The sequence below is a fragment of the Variovorax sp. R-27 genome, assembly GCF_049913215.1.
Taxonomy (GTDB): Bacteria; Pseudomonadota; Gammaproteobacteria; order Burkholderiales; family Burkholderiaceae_C; genus Variovorax.
The window spans coordinates 4,764,868-4,783,020 of sequence record NZ_CP183984.1 but is presented as its reverse complement, the minus strand read 5'-3'; the positions used below and the strand labels follow the sequence as shown (position 1 = coordinate 4,783,020).

Here is an 18,153-nt window from a genome sequence, read left to right as displayed (position 1 = left end):
CTATGCTGGACATCTACTACACAGACCCCTCCACCACGGACATGCCCGAAGACCCGGGCAGCCTGGAACTGGCGGGCTCCATCGAACTCGATGCGCACCGTTCGCTGGCCGTGTTGTTCGACAAGGGCAGCAAGGCCGGCGCAAGTTTCAAGTACTTCGAAGATTCCCTGCTGAAACCCGCACAGGTTGCAACGCTGCTGAAAATCTTCACTTCGAATGTGGGAGAGCTTGGCGGCAACCGCCAGGCGCTTGCGGCGTTCGACGAAATGCGCGGCATCTTCGAAGGAGCGGTCGGCAAAGGCGCGGGGCTTGTGGCGTTCAGCGACTGAGCCTGTCGGGGCGAAGCACGATGCCTTGGCAGGAATGGAACTCACATTCCGACCACAAGGTCACCTGACCCATGAAGGCCTGCAGTCCATGAAATCGATCGACCTGTTGTACGAAGACCTGCAGAACGCGCCCTCACTGCTTTCCGTGGGGGACGAGGTGCGCTTCATGCTTGGCGTGATGGCGCTCGAGCCCGATGACATCGCGCGCAGCGAGGTTTTCTTCAAGATACTGGACCGGCTCGAAGACTCCCACACCACGGGGTGGGGCCATACCTCCGAGGATCCCGAGGCCGTGAAGGTCTTCGAGCGCTTTGCTTCATTCCTGGAAGGACTTGCGGCGCACATTCCTGCTCAGCAAGAGTGGCTCGGCAGTGCGGCGGAGAACTTCCGTCTCCGGTGAAACGGAGGCTGGTGAAGCACGTCGGATGTTGAAGCAAACCATCGCCGGGCAGCTCGACCTTCTGCGCTACCTCGAGCGAGGCGCCGTGCATCTGGCCGCGGGCATGAGCATTCCGGAGCAGACAGCCTGCGAGCAGGAGGCCGACGAGCAATGGCGCACGGGGGCGGGGGTCGTGTACACCTTCGACTTCGACGGCTGGAGCGTCAACTTTCACTTCGACCCCGAAAGGCGTTTCTCGCACGACACCATCGACTTCTTCGGGCACTGCAACCTGCCCGGCTTCGCGGATATTGCCGGACCCGCGCGGGCCGCTTGCGCTATCGAGGGCGCGACAGGCTTCGACCTGGGCGACGAGCAAGTGGTTCTGCTTCCATCCAGCGTCACGCTCCATTTCCGCAAGGAGGAGGGCGACGTGCAAGTGCTGACGAAGATTGCAGGTGCTCTGCTTTCGTACGGTGCACTCGCGGACTACTACCGCTCGATGCTGCGGCGTTGAGCGTGGCCCCGTTGCACCCATGCTCGACATCTACTTTTTCCCATCTTCATGCATGGCCATGCCCGAGGACCCGCGCGGGTTGGTGCATGCGGGCTCCATTGACTTCGATGCGCATCGCTCCTTGGCCGTTGTGTTCGACCAATGCGGGCACGCGGGCGCAAACCTCAGCTACTTCGGTGACTCCCTGCTGCGCCCCGAACAGGTCGTGACGATGCGGCGTGTGTTCGCCGCGAGCACCGGCGTGCTTGGCGCTCATCGCGGGCAGATCGCTGCGTTCAAGGCGATCCGGGGGATTCTTGATCGTGCCGCAGAAGAAGACTCGGGGCTTGCGGCATTCTGTGACTGATGCCGGCGACCGTGCTCGAGAGCCTGTTCACCGAGATCGTTTGATGCGCCCCTGAACTTGCCATGACGCCGACCATCCAGAAACTCGAAGCCGTCGCTGCGGCAAGAGACTTCAAGCCGCTGCCCGATGCGCCCGCTCGCGAACTCGCCGAAGTACTCCACGCCTTCAGTGCAGCCAGGGTGAACGCTACAGGCCACGGCCCCGCCAACGATCGGTACTCACACCTGATCGATTGCGAGTTCAGCAAGGAAATGCAGGCGCGGTTCTATGTCCGCTTCGACCTGCGCGTTTTCGTAGTCTTGCCGTACGTCATGACCGGCGGTGTGAGGCAGCTTGCTGTCGACCACGCGGCGCTTGCCAAGCTGTGTGCACCGTTCGTGAAGGTGCTGCAAGACCGGAAGTTCGATCAGATTTCCTTCGATGATGCCGCGCGGTCTCTTTCGGACGAAATGTTCGACAAGGGATTCGTCGACGACACAGTGCTGGCCTACTTCTTCGAGAGCCTGTAGGCCCATGACCGCGATGACCCCCGGCAAGCTGTTGGCACATTGGGCAACGCGGCCGACCGTGATGCCGATGCAGGAAGAGCTGAGCCTGATCCGCGATATGCGCGCACTGGACACTGCCGACATTGCGAAAGATCTGGAGTCGTTCATCTCGCTCATCGAACTCGTCCAGCGATCGCATGCGAGCAACGGAATTTTTGAGATGACCGAGGCCGACGAAGCGTACACCGTCGGTTTCTTCCAGTGGCTCAAGAGCCTGGAAAAGACGCTTGGCATCCCCTTGGCAACCCACGCCGATGGCCTGGACCTGACCTGCGCCGAGCTGGCGAAGCGGATGCCGCGATAGGGTGCCGAAGGCTCGACCTCTACTTCGTCGAATCGGCCTGCAGGCACTTGCCTAACAACCCGCGTGGCCTTGAGCGTCGCATCGCTCAGCCGATCCAGTCGATCAACCTGTCGTACAAGAAGCCGCAAAAATTTCCAAACCGTGAGCCGGGCCAAACCGCGCTGACCGCCCTGTGAATCGGCGGGCCTTTTCGGGCTACTTGATGGGCGAGATCGACACCGGAAAGATCAGCACGCTCGTCTGATGGTTGCCATTGTCCGAATGGAAGAGTCGGCCGGTGACCTCGACCGTCTTGCCCTTGAGGCGCTTGAACGCAGCCATGTTTTTTTCGTCGAGCGCCATGTGCAGTAGCACCACGTTTTTCTCGGCAGGCCAATCGCGCGGCTCGTCTTCCGGCACGGAGATGGGCTCGGTGAGCCGTATCGCCGGGAACTTGAGCTTCTCTCCCTCGGGCTTCATCCCGTCAGCGGAGAGCAGCGTGCCTTGGAGCGTGACGACGGCTGGCTCATAAGGGAGGGGCTTGGCGGTCGCGAGCGAAGCACAGAGCGCGAAGGCTAACGAACACAGGATTGAAGCGAAGGGCGTGTTTTGCATGGCGAATTTCTGATGCCGGATTCGTGACAGGCTTCACGATCGTGCAAGCGTAGACTGTACGTCAGTGGCGTACGACTTGGCGCATGCTAACCGTCGTTAGAACACCAGCTTTTCCAGAAGCTATGGCCGAATTATTGGACAGAGGACGAGCGCGGTGAATTCGCAGCCTACATCTCTGAGAACCCTGATGCTGGCGATCTCGTCCAGAAGTCCGGCGGGTCCGCAAGGTGCGTTGGAGCCGCGCCGGATCGGGCAAGAGCGGCGGCGTACGGGTCGTGTACTTCAACCGCGGCAGGTTCGACGAAGTCGTCTTGATATTGATCTATGCCAAAGCGAACCTCGATTCGATCTCTGGCGAAACCTTGAAGGAGTTGCGCGATGCCGCAGAAAAAGCCAATGGGTGATGCCGAACTGGCCGCCTTCGAAGCGAGCCAGGACTTCGAGGCCTTGCTTATTCAGTCTGCACGCGAGATGGGCGCGGGCAAGACGCGCAAGGTCTACACGCCGGTCGTTGCCGCGCGTGAGAACGCGGGCTTGTCGCAAGCCGGGTTTGCGCAACTGCTGGGCGTCTCGGTGCGTACCTTGCAGCAATGGGAGCAGGGGCGTCGCGAGCCGACGGGCGCTGCGAAGACGCTGATTGCCATTGCAGAGAAGATGCCTGAGGCACTAAGGGCGGTTGATCCCGAGTACAAGGCGCCGCGACGCGCGCTCGGTCGTGCGAAGAGCAGGCAGATCAAGACCTAAGCTTCCGCATCGTCGAGCGCAGCAGCGATCACGGTGATGCGCTCAAAGTCGACGCGATCCCCAATTTGTTCACTGCATAGAGGCGTCCGCCAGCGCGCTTCTCCCATACATTTGAAGGTCCGCCGCGCCTCACGGCGGGACATCGATGCACACCGCAGCGATGTCGATGTGAGGCACAAAAGGCGACGGCCAAGGTGCGCTAACACCATGGCCGTCTGACCAATCAACGTGCAACAACTTCGAAAGAGCGCACATCAAATGGCTGATCAAATTATCGCCGGGCAAGCCACGCCCACTTCCCACAGCGCAATCGCCTCATCCGACGCGGCTGATCTTCTTGAGAAAAAGTTGTCCCAATTGCAATCCTTGCTGAAGTGTTGCTACGGGGACGGATGTGATTGGTTCGACGCGATCGGGGCGATCCACCGAGACCGCGTCATGTGGATCGCAGCAGACCTGGCCGACGATGCGGCGCAGCTCTCTCAGGAACTGCTGAAGCAAATCAATGCGGCGGACCTGCCTAAGGCTTGACGAGAAATCGGACGCTGGACGGGGAGGTTCATCGCTCAAGCTCATGCTGCGGCGCTAGTTGTTGAAAGCCGCGCCCGGAAGTGATTCGCTGTCTCTTCGTCGCTGCAGTAGAGGTAGCAGCCCTTCATGCCACGCATCATCAACTCCTGATTGGTATTTTTGATGATCAGGTTGGCATCAGCTGCAGCAGCCTTGGTGTTCCATTACCCAACTTATGAGAGGCATTGCGGGTGCCAAAATGCCTCTGTAAGAACTGGTAAAAATCCGGACCACAAAATTCTAGAATTCCGCTACGCTACTACGAGCTCAAAGCAGAAATTGGCTTTAACTAAAAGCAAACCCATATTCTAGGGAGAACGAATTGGATCAAAGCTTCTCTGAAAAGTCATTTTGGAAGACTCTCAGGAAAGGGGATGCTCAGAAATATAACCTCGGGAAGAATAGAGGTGAAATTAAAGATTCTCTAAAAACAATCGAAGATGCAGTGAGTGGGGAGGGCTTTAAATTCCAAACCTTCAGCACTCAAATAAGGAATAAATTTAAAGTCTTTACGACAAATAATAAAGTAGATGAATTTGTCCTCAGGAAAGTGGCTGACAATCTTAAAAGAGCTCTCGGCATTAAATCGGCTGATCGAAATGAGCTTGTTCCCCAGGTCATAAACCTGGCCAAAGAGGCTAGAGATTGTACGATTTATAAATTTGACATTGGTAGCTTTTTTGAAAGTATTGATAGAGGGGTTCTACTAAAAAACCTCAATGTTGAAGAAAAGCTTAGCCTCAAAACAGTCCAGTTGATATCCTCTTTGTTTCAATCTGAGCAAATAAAAATGATAACAGGACTGCCCAGGGGGTTGTCCATAAGCCCTATTTTGGCCGAATACTATCTCCGCAATTTAGAGTCGGCATGTCGGCGATTTGATTATTGTTACTACTACACTCGCTACGTAGATGATATGCTGTTCTTTTGTCACGGTAATTCCAATAGTTTGAATGCAGATTTAGTTAAGAACCTCCCCGCAGGTTTAACATTGAATTCCAAAAAAGCAGCCGTTGTCTCAATAGATCGTAAAGGCCTTCTTCTTGACGAGCGATCATCCGAAAAATCAATTTCCTATCTTGGGTATGAAATTATATTTCCAAGCATTGATCTGGAGAAAATGAAAATTTCAATACCTCAAAGTAAGATTGCAAAAATTAAATCTAGAATTGCCATGTCGGTAGTTAGATTTATAGAAGACAAAAGCTATGAAAAACTGCTGCTTCGCATTCGATTTCTGACTTGTAATTTTCAAATCGGCGGCTCGAAACAAATTGGGATTTTGTACTCTGGAGTCTACTATAACCATCGATACATTGATTCTGAATCAGCGCAGCTGATCTTCTCGGACTTGGATGACTATCTTCAAAAACTCATCTATTCTAAAACTGGAAGTTTGGGGAGAAAACTGCATCCGCTATTGAGCAATAGCAGGCGCAAAGAGCTTTGCAGTCATTCGTTTCTGATGGGGCACAAAAAGCCAATTTACAGAAAACTAAAAAATAAGGAGCTCGGCGAAGCAACGGAGGCATGGGCACATGCTTAAAAATGCCGTAAAAATCAGAAAATCAGACGGCCTTCGAGCTATTTTGACAGATGTTCTGCCCTACGAAGTCCCAATGCTTTTCTCGAATGAAGGACTATATAATTTTCTTCAGACTAACAACCCCACGGTTTTTAGAGAGAAGTTTAGTATTGACATACTTGCGACGCCAAGATATACGATTCCGTATAGTTTCAAAATCAAGAAAAATCCTACCGAACTTAGATCTCTTTCGGTGATGCATCCTGCTCAGCAAATTCATGTAGCGAATTTCTACAAAAACTACTATGGAATGATTTTGGCGCAATGCCAAAAAAGCAATTGGACTCTTAGGGCTCCGGCATCAATTGCCTCCTACTATGTGGAGAAGCCTCGTGCAAAGAAAAATGTGGTAGGACGATCAGACACCGTAGATCCATCGGTTTCTGGATTTGAAGGCGTGCCTAGAACCGCCTCCTCCTATTTCACATATAAAAACTACGGATTTCTGCATAAATTCTTTGAATCTAGCGAGTTTCATGCATTGGAGAAGAAATTTCCCTTGCTTTTAAAGCTCGACATCTCTCAGTGTTTTGGGCGAATTTATACGCATACCATAGCGTGGGCGGTAAAGAGCAAAGAGTATGCAAAGAAAAACAGAAGCGCAACGTTTGAGTCTGCATTTGATTCATTAATGCAAAATGCAAATTATGCAGAAACTGCGGGAATAATAGTTGGGCCGGAAATATCAAGAATATTTGCAGAAATAATACTTCAGCAAATTGATTTAAACATCGAGCGCGCATTGGAGGATCTTGTGGATCCTCTTTTGCATGGAGTTGATTACGATATCAGGCGCTATGTTGATGATTATTTTGTTTTTGCAAAAAGACAAGATGATCTTCCTAGGATTCAGTTGGCAATATCCGAGTGTTTGGCGCCTTATAGGCTTAGCCTAAATGAAGCCAAGTCCATGCGCATGATTCGACCTTTTTCAACAGCGGAGACTTCGGCTCGAATAGAAATTGTCGCTACAATTTCTGATGTCTTTTCTCGTGCCATAGCTGAAGACGAAGAGACCGATGCATCCGGTCTTGTGTCTAAGATCTTCCGTCCGACGCGAACTGCATCTTCTGAGCGCCTTGCCAATTCAACAATTCGAGACATAAAAAGAGCACTGCGTGCCAACGACACGGTTTTTGATACGGCCTCTAATTATTTCTTCTCGGCAGTAAAGCGATTGATAATTAGATATACAGGCAAGCTTGATCCAAAGGGGATGAGCCCAATTCATCTTGAGTGGAGCGCGAATTTTGTCTTGGCAATAATTGAAAATGTTTTTTTCTTTTATGCAAGCAGTCCTCGTGTAAGGCAAACATATCTTGTGTCTGAAATACTTTTGCTTATAACGGAATATTTTCGAAAGGCTCCTTCATCTTCTTCGGAGCGGATTTTTTCCAAAATATCCCAAGAGATAAAACTATCAATTGCTTCGGGAAGAAGTGGTGATGAAGGAGACGGTATTGAAAAACTGAATTTACTGCTTGTGCTTCAAAACCTGGGCGGGCAACACGTCTTGGATGGTGTGAATTTGCCTGCTGCATTGAATGTTTCAAGCAAAAGCGAAAAATTCGTTTTTCCAAAAAACTATGGGTATTTTCAGATGGCAACGACCTTGTACATTATAGAAAATATGCCTGAGCATAAGGGCTTTAAGGATGCATTGATTGATTATATTTTGTCAAAATTCAATAATGATGCTGACTGGATGGAGAAGTCGGAGTTGGTGATGCTTATTTTGGATGTGTCTGCATGCCCATATCTCACCGAGGCTGAGCGCAAAAAAATAATTAAATCTGGGCTGGGACATAAGATTGGCTCTAAAAATTTGACTGAAAAGGCTGGCCAGTTTTTCGAATTGACAAGTAAGGGTAATTGGTTTTTTAATTGGTCCAAGAGTGTTGGTCTGTACGACATTCTGCAAAGAAAAGAGCTTCGAACGCCTTATTAATGTGAGATACTGCTTAAGGATCTCCTACATGGCCGTAATTTGGCCAACTCCAGACAGCATGGGTTCGAGACTTTTTGTTGAGGCCTCATGCTGAATACTGGTGTGCTGCAAGGCACATCGGGACCGACGCATCAGTCTGCCTAGCCACGATCCTCGAGGACTTGTCTAGGTCGACGCTTAGGACACACGACCGGAATGTGGGGGATCCACCCTCGTCTGTCATGCGGGGGCAACTGGAAGGGCTGGGTCACAGCCTCCTTGAGTATCTGCAGCGTTACACGCTCCCCATCATCAAGCGGCGAAGCGCTTGAGGCTTCATATGTGCGAGCGTCTACAAGCCTTAGCTTTCGACGTAGCTCCACCCGTTTCCTTGTAGGGGAGCTTTGACCATAGTTTTTCCTCTAAGGGAGGCTAGATGACGATCGGGAGTCTCAGTTGCGCGAAGCTAAGGTCTTAGCTTGGCAGAGCGGGATGCTCATTGAGCACGTAGTGCGAATTGGGCGGTGACAGTAGGCTGAGATCGAGGATTTCCGCTGGCACGACCTCGGCCGCTTGTTCGCTGCGTGGTGCAGAGAGAAGGGGATGCCTCCTGGGTTGCAGTGGCTCGGCGACTGAAAAAAGCGCGTTGGGGTGCAGCTTGAGGGTATCCCGCCTAGACAATCACCTCGGAGTTTCGCGTTAGTCACGCGTAAAAAAGGCCCCTGACTACGGGAGTCAGGGGCCTTTGTTTTGGTGCCGGAGAGATGAATCGAACACCCGACCTTCTCATTACGAATGAGCTGCTCTACCGACTGAGCTACACCGGCGAAGCCTCAGATTATAGCCAAGAAATCACGCCTTCTCGGCGTGGTACTGGGTCAGCCGCTCAACTTCGTTACGTGAACCCAACATCACGCTCACCCGCTCATGCAGTTTGGTGGGCTGCAGGTCGAGGATGCGTTGCTTGCCATTCGTGGCCGCGCCGCCGGCCTGTTCGACCAGCCAGCTCATCGGGTTGGCCTCGTACATCAGGCGCAGCTTGCCGGCCTTTTCGGGCTCGCGCTTGTCCCACGGGTACATGAAGACGCCGCCGCGCATCAGGATGCGGTGCACGTCGGCCACCATGCTGGCAATCCAGCGCATGTTGAAGTCCTTGCCGCGCGGGCCTTCCTTGCCGGCCAGGCATTCGTCGATGTAGCGCTTCATGGGCTCGTCCCAGTGGCGCATGTTGCTCATGTTGATCGCAAATTCCTTCGTATCGGCCGGAATCTGGATGTCTTCCTGCGTCAGCACGAAGCTGCCTTGCTCGCGGTCCAGCGTGAACATGGCCACGCCGTTGCCCACGGTCAGCACCAGGGTGGTTTGCGGGCCGTAGATGCAATAGCCGGCGGCCACTTGCTGGGTGCCTGCCTGCAGAAAGTCGCCTTCCTGCACGCCGGGGTGGTCGTCGGGCTTCTTCAGCACGCTGAAGATGGTGCCGATGCTGACGTTCACGTCGATGTTGCTGCTGCCGTCGAGCGGGTCGAACATGAGCAGGTATTCGCCCTGCGGGTAGCGGTTGGGCACCACGTAGATGCTGTCCATTTCCTCGCTGGCCATGGCCGCGAGGTGGCCGCCCCATTCGTTGGCCTCAATCAGCACTTCATTGGCGATGATGTCCAGCTTCTTCTGGATCTCGCCCTGCACGTTCTCGCTCTCGGCGGTGCCGAGCACGCCGCCCAGCGCGCCCTTGTTGACGGCCTGGCTGATGCTCTTGCAGGCGCGCGCGACCACTTCGAGCAGCAGGCGCAACTGGCCGGGAATGAGGCCGTCGGCGCGCTGTTGTTCGACGAGGTAGCGGGTGAGGGAAATCTTTTGTTGAGCCATGTGTCTTGTCGGGTTCGGTTGCTTCAGTTTCCGGCCAGGGCGCGGGTCACGACTTCATGCGTGTCCTTGCTCAGGTCGGGCTTGGCGGCCACGCGGGCGATGGCTTCGCGCGCGGCGCTGCGGTACGGCTCGGCCAGCTTGCTCCAGCGGTCGAGTGCGCGGGCGAGGCGGGCAGCCACTTGCGGGTTGATGGCGTCGAGCTCAATCACGCGCTCGCTCCAGAACACATAGCCGGCCGCGTCGGGGCGGTGGAAGGCGCCGGGGTTGGCGCTGCAGTAGCTGAAGATCACGCTGCGCGCGCGGTTCGGGTTCTTCAGCGAGAAGTCGGGGTGCTTCATCAACTGCTTGACCAGCGGCAGGATGTCGCCGCCGCGGTCGCTGGCGCCGGCCTGCAGCGAGAACCACTTGTCGATGACCAGTGCCTCGTCCTTGAAGATGGCGTGGAAACGCGCGAGCGCCTGTGCCGCCAGGGTGTTGCCCGACGACACCAGCGCGTTGAGCGCGTTGAAGCGGTCGGTCATGTTGCCCGCGTCCTTGAAGCGCTGCAGCGTCTTGCCCGGCCACACGACGTCGCCCGAGGCGCGCGCCGCCAGGCACAGAAAGTTGAGCGCCATGCCGGCCAGCGCGCGTCGGCCCGACGAGGTCGGGTCGGGGCTGTAGGCGCCGGTGTCGTGGTTCTCTTCATAGGCCCACTGCCAGTCGGCAAAGAGGGCGGTGGCCAGTTGCGCGCGCATGGCTTCGCGCACGAGGTGCACGCGCTGCGGGTCGACCACGTCGAGCTGCTCGGCAATGTAGGTTTCCGACGGCAGCGTGAGCACCAGTTCCTTGAAGGCGGCGTCGAGCTGCGGGTTGCGCAGCACGCTGCGCATGGCGTCGATGTACGCGTCGTTCAGCACCGGCGTGGTGTCGGTGGCCAGTGCGGCAATGCCTTGCAGCGCGGCGCGCAGGCCCAGTCGCTGGCCGGCTTCCCAGCGGTTGAACGGGTCGGGGTCGTTGGCTAGCAACGTCAGCAGTTGGGCGTCGGTGTACTCGAAGTCGAGGATCACCGGCGCGCTGAAGCCGCGCAAGATGGAAGGCACGGGCTCGGCGTCGAGGCCCACGAAGGTGATCTGCTCGCCGGCGCGCGACAGCACCAGCGTGCGGGTGCCGCGGGTTACGTCGTTTTCGCCTTCGAGCTGCATCGGCAGTTCGCGGCCGCTGGCGTCGAGCAGGCCAATGTTCAGCGGAATGACGAAGGGCTCCTTCGTCGGCTGGCCCGGCGTGGGCGGGCAGCTTTGCACCACGCTCAGGGTGTAGCTGCGGTTCTGCGCGTCGTACACGCCGTGGGCTGCAAGGCGGGGCGTGCCGGCCTGGCTGTACCAGCGCTTGAACTGCGGCAGCAGGCGTGCCAGTTCCGACTCGGGGTTGGCGTCGGCAATGGCCTGGGCAAAGTCGTCGCAGGTCACGGCCTGGCCGTCGTGGCGCTCGAAGTAGAGCGTGATGCCCTTTTCAAAGCCCTTGCGGCCGACCAGCGTCTGCATCATGCGGACCACCTCGGCACCCTTTTCGTAGATGGTGACGGTGTAGAAGTTGCTGATCTCGATGTAGCTGTCGGGGCGCACCGGGTGGGCCATGGGGCCCGCGTCTTCGGGGAACTGGGCGGTGCGCAGCACGCGAACGTCTTCGATGCGCTTCACGGCGCGGGCCGAAGCGTCGGCGCACAAATCCTGGCTGAATTCCTGGTCGCGGAAGACGGTGAGGCCTTCCTTCAGCGAAAGCTGGAACCAGTCGCGGCAGGTCACGCGGTCGCCGCTCCAGTTGTGGAAGTACTCGTGGCCGACAACGCTTTCGATGTTGCTGTAGTCGGCGTCGGTGGCGGTGGCCTGGTTGGCCAGAACGTACTTCGTGTTGAAGATGTTCAGGCCCTTGTTCTCCATGGCGCCCATGTTGAAGTCGCTGGTGGCAACGATCATGAAGCGGTCGAGGTCCAGCGGCAGGCCGAAGCGGGTTTCGTCCCACAGCACCGAGTTGATGAGCGAGTTCATCGCGTGCTCGGTCTTGTCGAGGTCGCCGGCGCGCACGTACACCTGCAGCAGATGCTCCTTGCCGTTGCGCGCCTTGATGCGTTGCTCGCGCGCCACCAGCTTGCCGGCCACCAGGGCGAACAGGTAGCTGGGCTTCTTGAAGGGGTCGACCCACTTGGCGAAGTGGCGGCCTTCGGGCAGTTCGCCTTGTTCGACGAGGTTACCGTTCGACAGCAGCACCGGGTAGGAGGCCTTGGCGGCGCGCAGCGTGACGGTGTACATCGCCATCACGTCCGGACGGTCGAGGAAGTAGGTGATGCGGCGGAAGCCCTCGGCCTCGCACTGCGTGAAGAAGGTGTCTTCGCTCACGAACAGGCCCATCAGCTTGGTGTTCTTGATGGGGCAGCAGGTGGTGAAGATCTCGAGCTCGAAGGCATCGGGCAGGCCGTCGATGACGAGCTGTTCGCCTTCCATGCGGAAGGAAGCGCCCTGGCCGTTGACCAGCACGCGCGCCAGGTTCAGCTCGTCGCCGTCCAGGCGCAGCGGCTGCACCGGCACCTCTGGGTTGCGGCGCATCTGCATGCGGTTGAGCACGCGGGTCTTGGCGGGGTCGAGGTCGAAGGTGAGGTCGACGGTGTCGATCCAGTACGCCGGGGCGGCATAGTCTTCGCGGCGGATGGCAATGGGTTGCCCTTGAGCGTCACGTAGCAGCATCGAGTGTCTCCAGAAAATTCGAATGGGCGAGTTCGTTGTAGTCGCGAACCGCGGCAATCACATGGGGGCCGGCAAGCTCGGCGGCGGTATGGGTGCTGCACACGGCCACGGCGCGCATGCCGCCGCGGCGGGCGGCTTCTATGCCGAAGGGTGCGTCTTCAAAGACGATGCAGCGCTCGGGCGCTATGCCGATGCGGCGCGCGGCTTCGAGAAAAATGGCGGGCGTGGGCTTGCCCGAGAAGCCTTCGTCGCCACCCACTATGGCCAGCGGCAGCGGGTCCATCTTCAGGCGCGACATGGCGAACTCGATGTTGCCCTTGTCGCCCGCAGTGCCCACCGCCACCTTCAGGCCGCGTGCAACGGCGGCCTTGGCAAAGGCCGTGAAGCCAGCCACTTCGGTGAAGTTGTCGCTGAACATGGCACGGTAGATCTCTTCCTTCTCGTGCACCAGCGCCTGGCACTCCTCGTCGGAGAGCTCGCGCTCGAACAGCTCTCGCATGCACTCGGTGCCGGTGCGGCCCGTGGTGCGCGCGAGGATGTCGCTCACGTCGAGCTTCAGCCCGTGGCGCGCCACGAACTCCACCCACGAGCGCGCATGCCAGGGCATGGAGTCGATCATGGTGCCGTCCATGTCGAAGATGAAGGCTTCGACCTTGCCACCATCCTTCAGGCTTTTCAGGCTCATCGGTTTTACACGCCCTGCTTGAGAGAGGCTTCGATGAACACGTCGAGGTCGCCGTCCAGCACCTTCTGCGTGGCCGAAACTTCCACGTTGGTGCGCAGGTCCTTGATGCGGCTGTTGTCCAGCACGTAGCTGCGGATCTGGTGGCCCCAGCCCACGTCGGTCTTGCTGTCTTCGAGCTTTTGCTGTTCTTCCTGGCGCTTGCGCATCTCGTGGTCGTACAGGCGCGAGCGCAGGCGCTTCCACGCCACGTCGCGGTTGCTGTGCTGGCTGCGGCCGTCCTGGCACTGCACCACGATGCCGGTCGGGATGTGCGTCAGGCGCACGGCCGAGTCGGTCTTGTTGATGTGCTGGCCGCCCGCGCCGCTGGCGCGGAAGGTGTCGGTGCGCACGTCGGCCGGGTTGATCTCGATCTCGATGGAATCGTCGATTTCCGGGTACACGAAGATGCTGGCAAAGCTGGTGTGGCGGCCGCCCGACGAGTCGAACGGCGACTTGCGCACCAGGCGGTGCACGCCGGTCTCGGTGCGCAGCAGGCCGAAGGCGTAGTCGCCCTCGACCTTGATGGTCGCGCCCTTGATGCCGGCGGTGTCGCCGGGCGTTTCGTCTTCGATCTGCGTCTTGAAGCCCTTGCGCTCGGCATACTTCAAATACTGGCGCAGCAGCATGCTGGCCCAGTCGCAAGCCTCGGTGCCGCCGGCGCCGGCCTGGATGTCGACGAAGGCGTTCAGCGGATCGGCCGGGTTGTTGAACATCCGGCGGAATTCGAGCTGCTTGATGTCGGCTTCGAGTGTGGCGGCGTCATCGGCAATGGCCTGCAGGCCGTCCATGTCGCCGTCTTCCTTCGACATTTCGAAGAGTTCGGTGTTGTCCGAGAGCCCGTTGGTGAGCCGGTCGAGCGTGACGACCACGTCGTCGAGCGACTTCTTTTCCTTGCCCAGCTCCTGGGCCTTCTTCGGGTCGTTCCAGACGTTCGGGTCTTCGAGCGATGCGTTGACCGTCCTCAGACGTTCGGCTTTGGCATCGTAGTCAAAGATACCTCCGTAAATCGACCGTACGGACGCTCAGGTCCGCGAGCATTGCGCCGATTTGGTTGATCTGTTCTGCGTCCATGGGGTGTCCTGACTGTGTTCGGGGAAACCGGGCATTTTCTCACGGTCCGCCAGCCAGCCAGGGAGTACCCCTGTATTGCGCCTTTCCCCTCTGGGGGAAGGCGCAAGACCCGAAATCAGAACGCCGGCACGAGCGAGCCCTTGAACTGGGTCTCGATGAAGCTCTTCACCTCCGGCGACTGGTAGGCGGCCACGAGGCGCTTGGCCCAGGGCTTGTCCTTGTCGGCGCGGCGCACGGCGATCAGGTTGGCGTAGGGGCTCTTCGGCGATTCCTTGATCACGGCGTCCTTGTTCAGCGACAGGCCGGCCTTCTCGGCGTAGTCGTTGTTGATGGAGGCAATGGTCAGGTCGTCGAGCGAGCGCGGCAGCTGGGCCGCGTCGAGTGCCACCAGCTTCAGCTTCTTGGGGTTCGTCACCACGTCCAGCGGCGTGGCCGTGTTGTTCTTCACCGCCTCGGGTTTCAGCGTGATCAGGCCGGCCTGCTGCAGCAGCAACAGCGCGCGGTTGCCGTTCGACGGGTCGTTCTGGATGCCGACCGAGGCGCCATCGGGCAGCTGGTCGATCGACTTGATCTTGCGCGAGTAGAAGCCCAGCGGCGCGGTGATGGTCAGGCCCACGGGCACGATGTCGAAGCCGCGCGCCTTGTTCTGGTTGTCGAGAAAGGGCTGGTGCTGGAAGGCGTTGGCGTCGAGGTCGCCCGAGGCCAGCGCCGCATTGGGCAGCTGGTAGTCGTTGAACACCACGACCTGGATGTTCAGGCCGTCCTTGGCGGCGACCTTCTTGACCACCTCGAAGATCTGCTCGCCGTTGCCGACGGAGACGCCGACCTTGAGCGTGTTCTTGTCCTGCGCGAAGGCGGTGCTGCCGGCGAAGAGGGCGGCGGCCAGCGTGGCAAGGGCGAGGGTGCGGCGGCGGAAAGAGGTATGCATGTCGTTGCGCGAAATCAAAAAAGAAGGCGCGAATGTGGCATTGCCGCCAGCGTTTGGGAACGAACCAATGCGCATATCGATATGGCGTGTCTTGCCCACTACAGGATTTCCTTATGCGCATATGCGTATAAACAGCATCCTTTTTGTTCGTTCCCTTTCGCTGCGTTTCTTTTCATACTCGGCACCTTTTTGCGAACCTCCGCGACCTGCCTTTGCGCGGGCTGCGCATCTTTTCCATGACCCACCCTACGCCTGACGCGGGCCGCAGCCACGCGGCGCCAGTCATCCGTCTTCAATCGGTGCAGAAGTCTTTTGCCTTGCCCAACGGCGAGGTGTTCGACGCCGTGCAGTCGCTGTCGCTCGACATCCAGCAGGGCGACGTGTTCGGCCTGATCGGCAAGAGCGGCGCCGGCAAATCGACGCTGCTGCGCCTCATCAACCTGCTGGAGCGGCCCGATTCGGGCCAGGTCTTCGTCGGCGGGCGCGACCTCACCACGCTCTCGCGCCGCGAGCTGCGCGATACGCGCCAGAACATCGGCATGATCTTCCAGCAGTTCAACCTGCTGCAGAACGCCACGGTGTTCGACAACGTGGCCTTCCCGCTGAAGATCCACGGCCGCCACTCGAAGGCCGAAATCAACGCACGTGTGCGCGAGTGCCTGGCCCTCGTGGGCCTGGCCGAGAAGATCGACACCTACCCGGCCCAGCTCTCCGGCGGCCAGAAGCAGCGCGTGGCCATTGCCCGCGCGCTGGCGCCGCGCCCGCAGGTGCTGCTGTGCGACGAGCCCACCTCGGCGCTCGACTCCGAAACCACGCGCTCGCTGCTCGAAACGCTGCGCGAAATCAACCAGAAGATCGGCGTGACCATCGTGATCGTCACGCACGAGCTGTCGGTGGTCGAGGTGCTGTGCCGCAACGTGGCCATCCTCGAAAAGGGCCGGCTGGTGGAGCAGTTCGCGGTCGATGCACCGAGCGTGGAGCGCAAGACCGCGCTGGGCCGCGAAATCGACGAACTGGTGCGCCGCCGCGAACGCGAGGCGCGCGAACCCTATTCGCCGCGCCCGCCGTCGCAGCTCGGCGCACAGGAGCTGGCCTATGTTTGAGAACATCGCCCCCATCCTCCCCGAGCTGTGGGTCGCCACCGGCCAGACCTTCATGATGCTGGCCATCGGCCTGTCGGCCGCCGTGCTCATCGGCGGGCCGCTGGGCATCCTGCTGTTCCTTCTGGGCCCCGGCCAGTCGCTGGAGAACAAGCCCGCGTTCCTGGTGCTCAACTGGCTGGTGAACACGGTGCGTTCATTCCCTTTCATCATCTTGCTGGTGGCGCTGGTGCCCTTCACGCGGGTGATCGCGGGCACGTCGATCGGGCCGCTGGCGGCTGCGGTGCCCCTGTCGTTCGCGGCCATTCCGTACCTGGCCCGGTTGGTCGACCAGTGCCTGCGCGAAGTGCCGCGCGGCGTGATCGAGGCGGCGCATGCCATGGGCGCGACCGAGCTGCAGATCGTCTGGCGCGTGCTGCTGGTCGAGGCCCGTTCGGGGCTGGTGCTGGCACTGACGGTGCTGGCCGTGAGCTTTCTCTCGTACTCGGCGGTGGCCGGCGTGGTGGGCGGCGGCGGCATCGGTGACCTGGCCATCCGCTACGGCTACTACCGTTTCCAGACCGACGTGATGGTGCTCACCGTGGCGCTGCTCGTGGTGCTGGTACAGATCCTGCAATTCGTGGGTAACACCACGGCAAGCAGGCTCGACAAGCGTTGATTCCTTCTCTTTTCTTCCCTGCTTTCCCTATCTCATGAAAACCGCATTCCTGCGCCGCTCCGTTCTCGCCCTGTCCCTGGCTGCCGTCTCGTTCGGCGGCCTCTCGCTGCAGGCCCACGCGCAAGACCCCGCCAAGAAGAACCTCGTGATCGGCGGCACCGCCGGCTCCAACGCCGACCAGCTCAAGGCCGGCATCGTGCCCATCCTCGAAAAGAAGGGCTACAAGGTGAAGCTGGTCGAGTTCAACGACTACGTGCAGCCCAACCTCGCGCTGGCCCAGGGCTCGCTCGACGCCAATTTCTTCCAGCATCAGGTGTACCTGAAGAAGTTCGCGGCCGACCAGAAGCTCGACCTCGCCGAACTGGTGCAAGGCCCGATCGCGCCCATGGGCGTGTACTCGACCAAGCGCAAGACGCTGGCCGACGTGAAGGAAGGCGACCGCGTGACGCTGCCGAACGACCCGAGCAACCTGGCCCGCGCGCTGGTGCTGCTGGAGCAGAACAAGCTGATCACCATCAAGACCGGCATCGATCCGCTGCGCGCGTCCGAAAAGGACGTGGCCGAGAACCCGAAGAAGCTGAAGTTCATTCCGCTCGAAGCTGCGCAACTGCCACGCTCGCTGGGCGACACTGAATACGCCATCGTCAACGGCAACTTCGCGATTTCGTCGGGCCTGAAGCTCACCGAGGCCGTGGTGCTCGAGAAAACGCCCGACTACTACCTGAATGTGGTCGCCGTGAAGACCGCCGACAAGAACACCCAATGGGCCAAGGACATCGCCGATGCCTACCGCTCGAAGGAGTTCAAGGCGGTGGTCGACAGCAAGTTCCAGGGCTACGCCAAGCCCAGCTTCCTGCAATAACTCTTCCCGCAAGAAAAGGACTCCCATGCCCGTTCTGGCCATATTCGATGCTCAGGGAAGCTGGCGCGACACGCACGTGTGCGACGGCTGGATCACCGAACACCTGGCCGGGCAGGGCGTGAGTTGGGGGCGTGGCAAGAAGAAGGGGCAACGCGTGCTCGACAGCGCGGGGCTGTTCTACGTGCCGACTGCCGACGGCTACCTGGGGCTGCTGCTGGAGGCTGGCGAGTGGGCTGCCATTCCGGCCGGCAAGCCGCATTTCTTCGATGCGGGCGAGGCTGAGTCGCTCGACGGCTTGCCTGCCGCGCTGCCGCTGTTCGAAGCTTTCGTCGAAGAAGTGCTGTCCCTTACGGGTAACGACGCCGACGAAGAGTGAAGGGCGCG

The 18,153-nt window shown here is 58.7% G+C and carries 21 protein-coding genes and 1 tRNA gene; 15 read left to right on the top strand and 7 right to left on the bottom strand.

Going from position 1 to position 18,153, the window contains the following annotated elements:
• The first annotated feature begins 2 nt into the window (after positions 1-2).
• The 6 genes from ACN9MV_RS22500 to ACN9MV_RS22475 all read left to right on the top strand — a co-directional run bounded on the left by ACN9MV_RS22500 (position 3) and on the right by ACN9MV_RS22475 (position 2,423).
• On the top strand, positions 3-329 hold the full coding sequence (locus ACN9MV_RS22500; RefSeq protein WP_093060053.1) for a hypothetical protein: 327 nt from the start codon (positions 3-5) through the stop codon (positions 327-329).
• Positions 330-417: 88 nt separating this feature from the next.
• On the top strand, positions 418-729 hold the full coding sequence (locus tag ACN9MV_RS22495; protein WP_426389538.1) for a hypothetical protein: 312 nt from the start codon (positions 418-420) through the stop codon (positions 727-729).
• Positions 730-754: 25 nt separating this feature from the next.
• Complete coding sequence (locus ACN9MV_RS22490; protein WP_426389536.1) at positions 755-1,225, top strand: hypothetical protein; 471 nt, start codon at positions 755-757, stop codon at positions 1,223-1,225.
• A 19-nt stretch (positions 1,226-1,244) separates the two neighbouring features.
• On the top strand, positions 1,245-1,571 hold the full coding sequence (locus tag ACN9MV_RS22485; RefSeq protein WP_426389534.1) for a hypothetical protein: 327 nt from the start codon (positions 1,245-1,247) through the stop codon (positions 1,569-1,571).
• A gap of 62 nt (positions 1,572-1,633) precedes the next feature.
• Positions 1,634-2,080 (top strand): hypothetical protein, encoded by a 447-nt coding sequence (locus ACN9MV_RS22480; RefSeq protein WP_426389532.1) that lies wholly within the window; start codon positions 1,634-1,636, stop codon positions 2,078-2,080.
• A gap of 4 nt (positions 2,081-2,084) precedes the next feature.
• Positions 2,085-2,423 carry a hypothetical protein gene (locus ACN9MV_RS22475; RefSeq protein WP_426389530.1) on the top strand — a complete coding sequence of 113 codons (339 nt, stop codon included), beginning with the start codon at positions 2,085-2,087 and terminating at the stop codon, positions 2,421-2,423.
• Positions 2,424-2,618: 195 nt separating this feature from the next.
• On the opposite strand, the gene ACN9MV_RS22470 is transcribed toward ACN9MV_RS22475, so the two are convergent.
• Entirely contained in the window at positions 2,619-3,017 is a 399-nt protein-coding gene (locus ACN9MV_RS22470; RefSeq protein ID WP_093060056.1) for a DUF4431 domain-containing protein, read from the bottom strand.
• Between the two features lie 227 nt (positions 3,018-3,244).
• Here ACN9MV_RS22470 and ACN9MV_RS22465 point away from each other — a divergent pair, with 227 nt between their 5' ends.
• From ACN9MV_RS22465 to drt3b, 5 genes are all read left to right on the top strand, one after another.
• Positions 3,245-3,421, top strand: coding sequence for a hypothetical protein (locus ACN9MV_RS22465; RefSeq protein ID WP_426389529.1), 177 nt, complete (start codon positions 3,245-3,247; stop codon positions 3,419-3,421).
• A complete protein-coding gene (locus ACN9MV_RS22460; RefSeq protein ID WP_309148866.1) occupies positions 3,396-3,761 on the top strand; it encodes a helix-turn-helix domain-containing protein in 366 nt (121 codons plus the stop codon). The genes ACN9MV_RS22465 and ACN9MV_RS22460 overlap by 26 nt, the downstream gene beginning before the upstream one ends.
• 258 nt (positions 3,762-4,019) lie before the next feature.
• Positions 4,020-4,292 carry a hypothetical protein gene (locus ACN9MV_RS22455; protein WP_426389528.1) on the top strand — a complete coding sequence of 91 codons (273 nt, stop codon included), beginning with the start codon at positions 4,020-4,022 and terminating at the stop codon, positions 4,290-4,292.
• A gap of 361 nt (positions 4,293-4,653) precedes the next feature.
• On the top strand, positions 4,654-5,877 hold the full coding sequence (gene drt3a, locus ACN9MV_RS22450) for an antiviral reverse transcriptase Drt3a (RefSeq protein ID WP_426389526.1): 1,224 nt from the start codon (positions 4,654-4,656) through the stop codon (positions 5,875-5,877).
• The gene (drt3b, locus tag ACN9MV_RS22445) at positions 5,870-7,864 is read left to right on the top strand and encodes an antiviral reverse transcriptase Drt3b (RefSeq protein ID WP_426389524.1); all 1,995 of its coding nucleotides are present in this window, start codon (positions 5,870-5,872) and stop codon (positions 7,862-7,864) included. The genes drt3a and drt3b overlap by 8 nt, the downstream gene beginning before the upstream one ends.
• Before the next feature lie 730 nt (positions 7,865-8,594).
• On the opposite strand, the gene ACN9MV_RS22440 is transcribed toward drt3b, so the two are convergent.
• The 6 genes from ACN9MV_RS22440 to ACN9MV_RS22415 form a co-directional block, all read right to left on the bottom strand.
• Positions 8,595-8,670 (bottom strand) — tRNA-Thr (locus ACN9MV_RS22440).
• A 25-nt stretch (positions 8,671-8,695) separates the two neighbouring features.
• Positions 8,696-9,709, bottom strand: coding sequence for a class 1 fructose-bisphosphatase (locus ACN9MV_RS22435; RefSeq protein ID WP_093051765.1), 1,014 nt, complete (start codon positions 9,707-9,709; stop codon positions 8,696-8,698).
• Positions 9,710-9,732: 23 nt separating this feature from the next.
• Positions 9,733-12,426, bottom strand: a complete 2,694-nt coding sequence (pepN, locus tag ACN9MV_RS22430; RefSeq protein ID WP_426389521.1) for an aminopeptidase N — start codon at positions 12,424-12,426, stop codon at positions 9,733-9,735.
• Positions 12,413-13,111 (bottom strand): HAD family hydrolase, encoded by a 699-nt coding sequence (locus ACN9MV_RS22425; protein WP_258353764.1) that lies wholly within the window; start codon positions 13,109-13,111, stop codon positions 12,413-12,415. Before ACN9MV_RS22425 ends, pepN begins: the two co-directional genes overlap by 14 nt.
• Before the next feature lie 5 nt (positions 13,112-13,116).
• A protein-coding gene (gene prfB, locus ACN9MV_RS22420; RefSeq protein WP_097198623.1) for a peptide chain release factor 2 occupies positions 13,117-14,221 on the bottom strand; the annotation gives its coding sequence in 2 pieces (ribosomal slippage) (positions 13,117-14,139 and positions 14,141-14,221; 1,104 coding nt in all).
• 115 nt (positions 14,222-14,336) lie between these two features.
• The gene (locus tag ACN9MV_RS22415) at positions 14,337-15,149 is read right to left on the bottom strand and encodes a MetQ/NlpA family ABC transporter substrate-binding protein (RefSeq protein ID WP_258353765.1); all 813 of its coding nucleotides are present in this window, start codon (positions 15,147-15,149) and stop codon (positions 14,337-14,339) included.
• A 236-nt stretch (positions 15,150-15,385) separates the two neighbouring features.
• Here ACN9MV_RS22415 and ACN9MV_RS22410 point away from each other — a divergent pair, with 236 nt between their 5' ends.
• From ACN9MV_RS22410 to ACN9MV_RS22395, 4 genes are read left to right on the top strand one after another with little or no spacing between them, the layout of a single operon-like run.
• Entirely contained in the window at positions 15,386-16,252 is an 867-nt protein-coding gene (locus tag ACN9MV_RS22410; protein WP_426389518.1) for a methionine ABC transporter ATP-binding protein, read from the top strand.
• Positions 16,245-16,907 (top strand): methionine ABC transporter permease, encoded by a 663-nt coding sequence (locus tag ACN9MV_RS22405; protein ID WP_007835547.1) that lies wholly within the window; start codon positions 16,245-16,247, stop codon positions 16,905-16,907. Before ACN9MV_RS22410 ends, ACN9MV_RS22405 begins: the two co-directional genes overlap by 8 nt.
• A 34-nt stretch (positions 16,908-16,941) precedes the next feature.
• Positions 16,942-17,769 carry a MetQ/NlpA family ABC transporter substrate-binding protein gene (locus ACN9MV_RS22400; RefSeq protein ID WP_097198624.1) on the top strand — a complete coding sequence of 276 codons (828 nt, stop codon included), beginning with the start codon at positions 16,942-16,944 and terminating at the stop codon, positions 17,767-17,769.
• Between the two features lie 25 nt (positions 17,770-17,794).
• Complete coding sequence (locus ACN9MV_RS22395) at positions 17,795-18,145, top strand: hypothetical protein (protein WP_426389515.1); 351 nt, start codon at positions 17,795-17,797, stop codon at positions 18,143-18,145.
• Positions 18,146-18,153: the final 8 nt, after the last annotated feature.